This is a genomic window from Vibrio sp. 10N.247.310.17 (assembly GCF_041466605.1).
Taxonomy (GTDB): Bacteria; Pseudomonadota; Gammaproteobacteria; order Enterobacterales; family Vibrionaceae; genus Vibrio; species Vibrio tasmaniensis_A.
In genome coordinates this window covers 1-11,125 of record NZ_JBFSTC010000041.1, presented here as the reverse complement: position 1 = coordinate 11,125, position 11,125 = coordinate 1, and the positions used below count along the sequence as shown (strand labels likewise).

8 protein-coding genes are annotated in these 11,125 nt (G+C 45.1%); 3 read left to right on the top strand and 5 right to left on the bottom strand.

Translation table 11 applies throughout. The features are described 5' to 3' along the window. Positions 1-106: 106 nt before the first annotated feature. Together AB6D80_RS12830 and AB6D80_RS12825 are read left to right on the top strand one after the other, a co-directional pair. Positions 107-1,414: a TolC family outer membrane protein gene (locus tag AB6D80_RS12830; protein ID WP_017096715.1), complete on the top strand. Its 1,308-nt coding sequence runs from the start codon at positions 107-109 to the stop codon at positions 1,412-1,414. Continuing rightward, entirely contained in the window at positions 1,414-2,025 is a 612-nt protein-coding gene (locus tag AB6D80_RS12825; RefSeq protein WP_032499350.1) for an OmpA family protein, read from the top strand. The genes AB6D80_RS12830 and AB6D80_RS12825 overlap by 1 nt, the downstream gene beginning before the upstream one ends. 237 nt (positions 2,026-2,262) lie before the next feature. On the opposite strand, the gene nhaA is transcribed toward AB6D80_RS12825, so the two are convergent. The 5 genes from nhaA to AB6D80_RS12800 form a co-directional block, all read right to left on the bottom strand. Then, positions 2,263-3,426 carry a Na+/H+ antiporter NhaA gene (gene nhaA, locus AB6D80_RS12820; RefSeq protein ID WP_029222855.1) on the bottom strand — a complete coding sequence of 388 codons (1,164 nt, stop codon included), beginning with the start codon at positions 3,424-3,426 and terminating at the stop codon, positions 2,263-2,265. Positions 3,427-3,701: 275 nt separating this feature from the next. After that, the gene (locus tag AB6D80_RS12815; RefSeq protein WP_012604245.1) at positions 3,702-4,850 is read right to left on the bottom strand and encodes a lipocalin-like domain-containing protein; all 1,149 of its coding nucleotides are present in this window, start codon (positions 4,848-4,850) and stop codon (positions 3,702-3,704) included. Then, positions 4,840-7,293 carry an ABC transporter permease gene (locus AB6D80_RS12810; RefSeq protein ID WP_009847079.1) on the bottom strand — a complete coding sequence of 818 codons (2,454 nt, stop codon included), beginning with the start codon at positions 7,291-7,293 and terminating at the stop codon, positions 4,840-4,842. The genes AB6D80_RS12815 and AB6D80_RS12810 overlap by 11 nt, the downstream gene beginning before the upstream one ends. Beyond that, positions 7,274-7,945 (bottom strand): ABC transporter ATP-binding protein, encoded by a 672-nt coding sequence (locus AB6D80_RS12805; protein ID WP_009847080.1) that lies wholly within the window; start codon positions 7,943-7,945, stop codon positions 7,274-7,276. Before AB6D80_RS12805 ends, AB6D80_RS12810 begins: the two co-directional genes overlap by 20 nt. A gap of 122 nt (positions 7,946-8,067) precedes the next feature. Beyond that, entirely contained in the window at positions 8,068-9,441 is a 1,374-nt protein-coding gene (locus AB6D80_RS12800; protein ID WP_372188683.1) for an MATE family efflux transporter, read from the bottom strand. 96 nt (positions 9,442-9,537) lie between these two features. Between AB6D80_RS12800 and AB6D80_RS12795 the strand changes: the two genes are divergently transcribed. Further along, the gene (locus tag AB6D80_RS12795; RefSeq protein ID WP_372188681.1) at positions 9,538-10,974 is read left to right on the top strand and encodes a DUF2867 domain-containing protein; all 1,437 of its coding nucleotides are present in this window, start codon (positions 9,538-9,540) and stop codon (positions 10,972-10,974) included. Positions 10,975-11,125: the final 151 nt, after the last annotated feature.

Below are 11,125 nucleotides of genomic sequence, written 5' to 3'. Positions count from 1 at the left end.
ATTTTTTTGCAAATGTCCTAAGCTTCGTTTAATACCATTCACTCAATTCAACGGTAAACGTAGGTTGGGAAACGGATGAGGCATTGAAAGTAGAAGGAGAGCTACTTTGAAATTGTTTAAATTATCCATAATGTGTTGCTTAGTTGCTGCAGCACCACTCGCCGCTCAAACTCTGGAACAGTCTGTGGCTATTACCCTGGCAACGAATCCAGAGATAAAAAGCATCTTTAACGAATATGTGAGCGTGAAAAAGCGTAATGACGCCTCTGGTGGGGCATACAGGCCGAGTATCGACCTTGATGCCGGTATTGGTTATGAAGGTATAAACCCTGCACCAAATAACGGTCCAGACACGGATCTAACAAGAAAGGAAGCAACGATTTCCCTCACTCAATTGCTGTGGGATGGTTCTTCGACTCTGAACGATATTGACCGTACCGCTGCAGAAGCTGAATCAGTTCGTTTGCAATTGATAGCAGATGCCGAAGACAAAGCACTGGAGGTAACACAAATATATCTCGACGCAGTAAAAGCGACTGAGGTACTGGCGCTGTCAGAAAGTAACCTTGCGATACACAAGAAAATCTATAAAGACATAAAAAAACGAGCGAGTTCAGGCATAGGTTCTACCGCAGACGTTTCGCAAGTAGAAGCTAGGATTGCAAAAGCTCATGGTAACTTATTAGCCGCCCAGAATAATTTGATCGACACACATACCCAATTTAGAAGAGTTGTAGGACAAGAACCGCTAGGTCTGATTTACCCAAGGGCCGACATATCTTGGATTCCACTGTCATTGTCAGATGCCCTAGTTGACGCTTTAGATAAACACCCTGTAATTAAAATAGCGGCGGCAGATGTCGACGCAGCACATTTTCAATATAAACAGTCCAAAGGCGTAAACTATCCTACATTCTCTATCGAAGCGTCTCAGTCATGGCGTGATGATGCAGGAGGCGATGAAGGTTCAAGTCAAGAAACGCTCGCAATGCTGAGAATGCGGTATAACTTGTACAATGGTGGTACAGACAGCGCCAATTCAGAAGCTTCTGCTTACCAACTCAATAAGGCGAAAGATCTTAGAGATCGTGCTTATCGCCAAGTCGAAGAAGGACTTCGCCTCTCATGGAGCGCCTTAGATCTCACACTGCAACAGAAAAACTTTTTGTCCGACCATGTTGATTCAGCTTCAGAAACCGTTATCGCCTATGAAAAACAATACCGAATAGGTAAACGTACTCTGCTTGACCTGCTCAATACTGAGAACGAACTGTTTGAAGCACGCAAAGATTATCTGGATGCCCATTATTCGGAGCAGTACGCTAAATACCGAGTGATGAACGCTACAGGTTCTTTATTGAATGCTCTGCTGGTTGATATACCGGAAGAGTGGACAACGGCCGTGGAGTATTAATGATGAAAATAACTTACTTATTACTTCCCGTATTAACGATGACTTTATTTGCCTGCTCCAATCAGCAGCGAGAAACCTACATCGAGACGCCCGAAGCTGAACAAATTGCCGATCTACAAGACGATGATAAAGATGGTGTAGTAAACGCGCGAGATACCTGCCCTGGTACACCAGAAACATCACAAGTCGACAATGATGGCTGTGGTGAAACAATTCGAGCAGAAGAAGTACGACAGCTGAAAATACTCTTTGCTCATGACTCATTTGAAGTAAACCCAATATTTTCTAGCCAAATTAGCACCATGGCAGAGTTTCTTGAAAACTACAAAAGCGCTTCAATTGAAATCCAAGGTTACGCCAGTAAAGTGGGCTCCAACGAATACAACTTAGACTTGTCAAAGAAACGAGCAAACAATGTACAAGATGAGTTACTTTCGAATGGTATAGAACCAGAGCGCGTGAGAATTGTTGGCTATGGTGAAGAACGCTTAGAAAACGATGGTGACGATCCTACTTCACACGCACTGAATCGTAAGGTAACCGCGACCGTAGTTGGGTTAAGTGAGCAGATCGTTGAAGAGTGGACCATTTTTACCACACTAGAAAAGTAACGTGACATCATCACTGAAAGCGCAAGATGTAAGGTAAATTCGCTTACAAATACAGCTTAGCTTCAAGATCAATAAAGCCGTGATAGGGTTACCCATCACGGCTTTTTGTTCTTTGTCGTCACATGAATCGTAAAGGTGATTCTGTGACTCTTCTTGCTACTCAGAAATTGACTTGTTACTCAGTGAGTAGGCTCCCTCTTAAGCGAACCTACTACCGATTATGCTTTTACCTACCAATTATAGCTTTACTTCTTGATGCTTAGTTTTCGGTAGAGAAATACTTAGCAGGAAGTAACCTAAAATAGCTGCGGTCGTTGAGCCCATCAGGATACCTAATCGAGCAAGCGTATCAAAATCTGCGTTCGTTGGACCAAATGCTAGCGATGAAATAAAGATAGACATCGTAAAGCCAATACCACACAACACAGATACCGCGAAGATGTTCATGAAGTTCACACCTTCAGGAAGCTTAGCGATGCCCGTTTTCACAGCACCCCAGCTGAATAGGAAGATACCCAGAGGCTTACCAACCAATAGACCCATAGCAATACCAAGCGGTAGCATGCCTGTAAGGTTTGAAATTGAGATGCCTTCTAGTGAGATACCTGCGTTTGCAAATGCGAAGATTGGCAAAATTGCAAAAGCGACGTATGGGTGCAGAGCATGTTCTAGATGTTTCAGCGGAGAACGCTCTCCTTTATTGCCTTTCAGTGGGATAGCAAAACCAATGACTACACCAGCCAATGTTGCGTGAACACCTGACTTCAATACTGCGAACCACAGAATTGCACCAACAATAAGGTAAACACTCAACTTCGTTACATGCTTGTTGTTTAGCATGAACAGCACACCAGTTGCAATGAAGCCAACCGTTAGTGCAAGCGTCGATAGATCGCCTGAGTAGAACAGTGCAATGATAACAACAACCCCTAGATCATCGATAATTGCCAACGCTAGTAGGAATACCTTCAAGCTTACCGGTACACGGTTACCAAGAAGAGCCATGATGCCCAATGCGAAAGCGATATCAGTTGCCGCTGGGATAGCCCAACCTTGAAGCGCTTCAGGGTTACTTGAATTGAATAGCACGTAAATAAGTGCAGGAGCTAGCATACCCCCCACCGCTGCGATAGCTGGGAAGATTGCTGTCTCTTTAGACTTTAATGCGCCTTCTAACAGTTCGCGCTTAACTTCTAAGCCAATTAGAAGGAAGAAGACAGCCATTAAGCCATCGTTAATCCAGTGTGATACAGACATACCAAGAACATAGCTGTGCAGTACCCCTTGGTACATTTCGTTCAATGGTGAGTTTGCTACAAACATTGCGATCGCCGCAGCGATGACTAGTATGATGCCGCCAGCAGATTCCAATTTAAAGAAGTCACGGATGACGTCGGTCATGATTTCGCCCTTATATTTATTATTTAAATAAACGAATAACAAAGAATAACCACGAGTTTATATCCAAGCTCTATCGATAGATAATCACTTCTTCGGATGTTTAACTTCGGTTTTTCCTACAAATACTAAACAATACGTCGTATATTCCATAATGTTGTTATGCACCATGAATTAAGTATAGATGAGTTCACCAAGGCTGTATGCACAAATAATTCGAGGGTTGTCGGAATATCAAACATAAAAAAAGGCTATCAAATGATAGCCTTAGGTGTTTTTTAGTAGCCAGTTAACTGCATAAAGCCTGTTGCTTCATGGCTTCCGCTCGCCATAATTGGCCCTTCCCAATAGGGTATGACAAAAGGCAGCCACATATCCCTACGTTTGATACGCGTAGTGAGATTGATATCGTGTTGTGGCACGTTAATAATCCATTGGAGCGGCATTCTTCTGCCATTCATTAGCGTCGTATTCTGTAATGGCTTGATAGAAATGTCGGAGTCCGTTAGCTGATACACTTTGCCAGAACGAGTTGCTAATGTTCCAAAAACATAAGGCAGTTGTTGATTGTGGCGATAGCGGTTAATGCTCAGTGCAGTACCGTCATCGAGATTAAACACGAACCAATCCCAGCCTTGCTGACCGACTCCGAGTAAACCACTGCCCCACTCTTTATGCACCCACGCAGTACCTTCGACTTCTTTCGTTACACCGTCGAGATTCAAAACCCCACTCAAAGATAAAAACGGAGCGCTGAAGTTATAAGACGCGACAGGCAATAAGTCGTGCTTTTTCTGATAGCCGTTATCGCCGTTGAGCACGTATGGCCCTTTCGCAATAGTGTCGAGTTCAAGGCCAAACGTATCGGTTTGTACTTGAAGGCGACCTGGAAACGGTGTGTTACCCAAGGCACGCCAGTTCCAGTTATCAATCCAAATTCTAAACGGATGACTGGTCATTCCCGCCTGTCCAATGCCACCACGCGCCAAACGCTGCTCTTTCCAAACCTTAGATTCAGACGAAATTACCACATTTGAAATATAAACCTGCGGGCTTTGCCACCCCCAGGTTTCTCTCTCGTCAGTTGCTATACGAAAGAAGCTCCACTGTACCGAGTACTTTTTCCCATCATCCCCTTTTAGAGACGCAAAATAATGCCACCACTCATGCTGGAATTCTGGGTGGAACTGGAAATCACGAGGCAACGAAACGCCTCGGTCTGGCAATACAGGTTCAAACACATTGAAGTGCTCACTGACAAGTACTGAATTAACCTCATTCTCGCCCTTATCGCCAACATCGACAAAATAGGAATAGTAAGCCCAGACACCTAAAATAGTGCCAAAGAAACCAATCAGTAATAGAGCAGAAACAAATCGGTGTCTGAGTTTTTTTGAGCCATTTCGTTGAAGCATATTAAAGCGCATCCCTCAGTGATTTCATCGGTGTGTTCCGAATCATTCTCATCACTGGCAATGCACCAGCTAACATTAATGCTGCCATGGCCCACGCAAATGTCTGCAAATAGTCCCAAGGAATCACTTGTAATTCGAGTGACCACCCAAAAGACTGCTTAATGACAATATCGACGATCAAGCTGGCTAACGCCAATCCGAGCGGGATAGCAATCAAGGAAGAAATAAGTCCGAACACAAACAACTGCAAGCTGCCTGTAAAAATCAGCTCTTTTGCCGAGACCCCTAAGCAACGTTGCAATGAAATATGCCTTTGTCGAGACACTTCACCCGCAACCGTCGCGAAAAAGATGCCGAAGACCGCGATGACCAAAGTGATGTTACCCAATGTATCAGCTATCGCGAATGTTCTATCAAACACTCTCATCGCCTGACTGTGAATATTGTTATTATCAAAAATACGCTCAGATCCAAGCCTGAATACGCTTTCCAATCGACTTCGAAGTCCTACGGAATTGACATCATCTTTGAGTATGACGCCTAAACCGACATTTCCGCGTCCAGCAAACCCAGATAGCCAGTTTCGATGTGACATCATGACTTGATGGTAAGGGTTGCCATAATCGTAATAAACACCGACAACCTGCCAACCAGAGCCAAGACTGTCATAAAGGTCTATATAGTCGCCTGGGCGAATCCCTAACTTGAGAGACATCGATTCACTGATCAACACACCTTTCGAATGATGCAGGTGGTACCAGTAATTCGGAATACCTAACTTGATCGTCAGCGCTTCTAATTCGCCTTCAGAAGGACCAGTACTGACCACCTGGGTACTTCCGACAGGGGAAGCGACATCTTTCTCCCAACGCCACCAAACTGAATCGACTTCAGGCTGTTCTGACAGCCAATTACTCATACGTGCAGCGGCGTTGTTGGTTGGGTAAATGTACAGGTCTGCAGCCAAACGCTGTGTTAGCCATTTATCGGTGGTATCCCTAAAGCTACCCACCATGGTTTCTACACCAATATTCGCTGTTAACGCTAGCATGAACGCCATTGTCGCCACACCACGATAACTCATGCTTGAAGCGGCATCCGCAAAGAACCAGCGAGCACGAACCCAACGCAGTGAATAAGACAAACTGTTGAACAGCTTCCACATCAAGAAAGGCGTAAACAAAGCCACACTGACGAGCATCAGGGCAATAATCGCAAAACCAGATTCTTGCGTTTGTGGGGCTTGATACACAGCGACAGCTGCAACCAAGAAACCACAACCAATCAATGCTTGCCAAGTAAACTCAGTGCCAGCAAAACGCATCAAAGATAAACGAGATGACAAACGAATCGGTTGCGACCTCAGCAAACGAACCAATGGCCATGCACACGCTAGGAATGCACCAAGCAACGCCATTAATAAGCTATAGCCACTCCAACGCCAACTCCAGCTAAGGGTTAAGCCCACATTCGCATCGTAAAGATCACCTAAACTCGAAGAAACGGCAGGTAACAGTTGGTTTGCCAACATGACACCGAATACATTGCCGCAGATCCAGCTCAGTAGAACCAATAACAATAACTCTAAGCAAAGCGCTTTAGTCAGTTGCCAACCAGACACACCTGTTTGTCTCAAGATTCCGACGAGTGGTTGTCGCTGAATGAAAGACAGCGACATCGCTTGGTAGAAAATAAACAAGCCAACGACAAACGACAGCATGCCCATCGCTTTTAGATTTAAGTGAAAAGCGCTAGTCAATGACTCAAGCTCAGCTTTAGAGCTGCGAGAGATTGTCAAACCATTGGGCAACATGTTTTTAAGACGTTCAAACTTCTCAGGAGACATGTCTGAACACGCAATCACGGAAAGCCCTGCACTGCGTTTAAGCATTCGGAGCAAAGATATATCCGCAATCAACCTTGTACCATTAATCAGGTTATTTTGGTCAACTACCACAGGACCTAGCTCTGAACCATCCATCAGTGGAATGTAGTCCCCATCCTTCCATTCCATATGTTCAGCAAGATCATCACTCACTAGGATCGGATATGGTGGTTTCATGAGATCTAACGTGGTGAGTTCTTTTAGGGCAGCACCAGGCTGAAGCTGAAGCATAGAAACAGGGTCTATGCCAATAAGCATAAAGTTTGCACCATTTTCATCAGTGATACTATGGTGGTCAAAAGGAGAACACTGCTGAAAGCCTTCACGACGAAGCTGAATGTAAAAACCTTGCGGGATTTTATTCGCGTTATGTTTCGGTCGAATACGGTAAGGAAGAGGATTCGAAAAGAGTTTTTCGCCATGCGTATAACTTTGCTTGGCGTGTTGGTTGATAGCGGTAACACCAACCAAAAGTGATACGCCTAGGGTTAAACCAAGCCATACCAAGATAATCTGAAGTGGGTAACGTCGATAGTGACCAAGTAGCGCTTTAACTACGGGCCATAACATGCAGTTGCCCTCCTTGTAGGCGAATTCTGCCATCCATATGCAATGCAACTTTCTCACTGTGTGTCACCAGCAATAATGTACATTCTAATTGGCGGGCCAAAGAGGTCAGCAAACGCATCACAGCTTCCGCATTGCGCTCATCAAGGCTTCCCGTTGGTTCATCGGCCAACAAAATTTTCGGTTCCATATACAAGGCACGAGCAATCGCAGCACGTTGTTGCTGGCCACCAGACGCTTCTTCAGGGTAACGACCAAGCAAAGGCATCAGGTCTAAAGCAGAAAGAATCTGTCTCCAGAGCCCCTTATCTTCAGGTAAACCTTTTAACTGGCGGCAAAAACGGATGTTGTCGGCAATGTTAAGCGTTGGTAGCAAGTTGAATTGCTGGAAGATATGACCGATGTTGTTTCTACGATAAGCGGTGCGGTCACGCTCGGTCGAGTCGTGCATATCGAAGTGAGGGAAAGCGATTTCACCTGAATCGGCGAGGTCTAAACCCGCGATAAGATTCAGCAAAGTACTCTTACCAGAGCCACTTTCTCCCATTAATGCCAGCTGATCACCTTGGTTTAATGTTAATTCAGCACCTTGCAAAACAGGGTGAAACTCCCCCCCATCGACATAGCCTTTACACAGGTCTGACAGCTTTAACATTAAACAGCTCACATTAGTTAGAATTTGGAATGAGAATCTACACTAATTCCCTGTTAGGAGGAAGTATTTTGAAAGATAGATCACACACCAACGATAAAGTGATGGGGTTGATGCGCTCTACTTCAATTTCCTATCAAGTTTTTAATCCATTTTCTTGTTTTCATGCGGTAGAGCGACCCACCCCACTTAAGCACTTCTTCAGTGAGGAAAAGCAGATATATCCACTCAGGTGGAAACTTCAGATAGATAGCAGCAATCGCGGCGAGCGGAATACCGATCACCCATTGGGCAATCAGGTCTTGATAAAGGCAGAACTTCACATCACCGCCCGCTCTCAACACACCAACAATGACAGTCAGCGGTACCGATCGGATAACAATACCCACGCTTAAAATTAGAATGAACTTTTCTGAGAGGGCTCTGGTTTCTTCCGTCAGTGCACTAAAAGCATTCAGTATTGGCGTTTGTACGAAGTAAAGAAAAATCGCGACCACGATACTGGTCAAGAAACACAAAATCGTTAAGCCTAACGCTTGGTAATAAACCGCTTCATTATTCTTTGCGCCAAGTTGATTACCCACCAGAACGGCTGCCGCATTCGAAAGGCCAATCAGTAAACTCAGTGAGATAGATTCAACCGGCGTCATCACTGAAAGTGCAGCCAGACCTTGGACACCCGATTGCCCCATGATCGCGTGGTAAGCAAACAAGCCACCCGCCCATGCCAAAAAGTTAAACGTCGTCGGCAGCGATAACTTTAAGAAGCGAACCACTTTTTCAATCGAAGCTGCTGCTTTTATATCGCAGAATTTAAAAGCTAATAAATGCTTAGAGAAATAGAGATAACCAAACAAAGTTGCCACTTCAATCGCACCACTCAGTACCGTCGCAATCGCCGCACCTTTGATTCCAAGCGCAGGAAAGCCTAAGTTACCGAAGATCAGCACCCAGTTTAAGAACACGTTAGACAGGATGCCGATACCGCTGAAGAAGGTGCTTAGCCCGGGTTTGTGCATCGCTCTCAAACCTACAGCCATACTGCTAACGCACGATACAGCTAGCATGCTAAACGACGTGATAACAATGTATTCAACACCAAGGTTGATCACTTCTTGGGAGTCAGTCGTCACACCCATGATTTGTGCGGGAAATGAAACGAAGAAAACAATGGTTAGTAACGCAAATAGTGTCGAAACCAACCATGTAAGCGCGGTACTTTCTCGCACACCTTGTTTGTTACCTGCGCCCCAATATTGAGCAGTAAGAAGTGCACCACCCGTGGTGACACCCACCAGCATAATGGTCGTCACAAACATGGCACGGCTCGCAACACCCACCGCCGCAATATCCGCTTCACCAAGCTGACCTAACATCAACACATCCACTAAGCCTCGGCTTGAAAACATAATGCTCTGCAAAGTAATAGGCAAAGCAATCGCAATAAGCCTACGAACAAAATCACCTCGAGTGTGATGAATAATTGAAGAGAGCAACATAGAGATACCTAAACGGAACGTATTGATGAATACAGATAAATATCACGCTATTATATCAATGTTCGGTTTTTAACCACAGAGATAAATGGAGTAACAATGAAGAAAGTACTGGTTTTAGGCGCTTCTGGATACGTTGGTTCGCAGCTCCTCCCTCTCTTGCTTGAGCAAGGCTATCAAGTCACAGCTGCAGCAAGGCATATCGACTATTTAAAAGCACGAACAGAGCCTCACGATAACCTATCGCTCGTGTATCTTGATCTTGCAGATCAAGCTGCGACTCAAGCGCTCGTCCCTGACTTTGACCTTATTTTCTTTCTCGTCCATGGAATGGCTGAAGGCCACGATTTTATTGACTACGAATTGAACCTAGCACGTAACTTTGTTTCGGCTCTTGGGCCAAAGAATCAACACGTCATCTACCTGAGTTCGCTTCAACCGCAAACGGGTGATTCAGAACACCTTCAAGCAAGAAAGAAAACCGGAAAACTGCTTCGTAAAGGGCCAGTCCCCGTCACTGAACTGCAAGCAGGCGTGATCATCGGTCCAGGCTCTGCAGCGTTCGAGATCATGCGAGACTTCGTGTACAACTTACCTATCATGATTGCGCCCAAATGGGTCGACTCTAAAGCCAACCCTATTGCCTTGCAGAACCTGAACTACTATCTGCTAAAACTCGCACAGAACACGCCTAGCGAAAGCCAAACCTTCGAAGTTGGCGGGCCAGACATTGTCTCTTATCGAAATCAATTTGCTCACATTGCAAAAACTGCCGATCGCCCACTCAGGCTTTGGGCGACGTCACTCCTCACACCTTCAATGGCGTCTTATTGGTTGGGCGTGGTGACTTCTGTTCCGTCTAACATAGGCAGAGCGCTTCTCGCGGGCTTAAAGCATGACTTTATTGCCAGTTCGACCATCATTAGAGAAAAGTACCCTCAGAAGCTTATCTCGTTCGAAAATATGGTTGAGCAAGCGATTCACGCTGAAGGAAACTTCGTGAAAAGTAATGTTTGGGGCTTTGATAAGACCGCCTTCAAACGCTGGCAAGCTGGGTACGGCTATTATCCTAAGAAAACAGGCGCAAGTATCACCTCAAGCGCATCTTTAGAATCCCTTTGGCAGGTCGCTCAGCAAATAGGAAGCCCGAAGCAAGGTTACTTCTTTGCTAATGCTCTATGGCGCACACGCGAATGGTTAGATCTTCTCTTTGGCGGTGGTGTACCGGTTCGACAAATGCCAGAAGGCTCTAACCTAAAAGTCGGTGACAAGATTGACTCTTGGAAGGTTATTCGCTGTGAAGAGAACCAGTTTCTATCTCTGCTTTTCGGTATGAAAGGTCCCGGTTTGGGGAGACTCGAAATTACCGTATCTGACCACGGTGATTCTCGTGAACTGAACATTTCAGCTTGGTGGCATCCAAAAGGCTTTTTAGGCTTACTGTATTGGTTCGCGATGATGCCAGCTCACCTATTTATCTTTAAAGGCATGGTGAAGGCGATTGAGAAGCAAGCTAAAGAGCAGATGAAGGATTAAAGCAGATTCGAGATCCGGTAACGAGATACGAAGAAATTAAGAGCTATAGATGAGACTCCCTCCACAGCTTCTTGCTAGAAAAAGACCGCCATTTAGGCCAACACCTATCATTTAAGGTGTTTAGATCGCACAGTGTAGCGAGTCTTACTAA

Bases quoted from the DNA above. Each gene is read 5' to 3' on its own strand.
- AB6D80_RS12795 (WP_372188681.1), top strand. From the start codon at position 9,538: ATGAAGAAAGTACTGGTTTTAGGCGCTTCTGGATACGTTGGTTCGCAG.
- AB6D80_RS12810 (WP_009847079.1), bottom strand. From the start codon at position 7,293: ATGTTATGGCCCGTAGTTAAAGCGCTACTTGGTCACTATCGACGTTAC.
- AB6D80_RS12815 (WP_012604245.1), bottom strand. From the start codon at position 4,850: ATGCGCTTTAATATGCTTCAACGAAATGGCTCAAAAAAACTCAGACAC.
- AB6D80_RS12805 (WP_009847080.1), bottom strand. From the start codon at position 7,945: ATGTTAAAGCTGTCAGACCTGTGTAAAGGCTATGTCGATGGGGGGGAG.
- AB6D80_RS12800 (WP_372188683.1), bottom strand. From the start codon at position 9,441: ATGTTGCTCTCTTCAATTATTCATCACACTCGAGGTGATTTTGTTCGT.
- nhaA (WP_029222855.1), bottom strand. From the start codon at position 3,426: ATGACCGACGTCATCCGTGACTTCTTTAAATTGGAATCTGCTGGCGGC.
- AB6D80_RS12825 (WP_032499350.1), top strand. From the start codon at position 1,414: ATGATGAAAATAACTTACTTATTACTTCCCGTATTAACGATGACTTTA.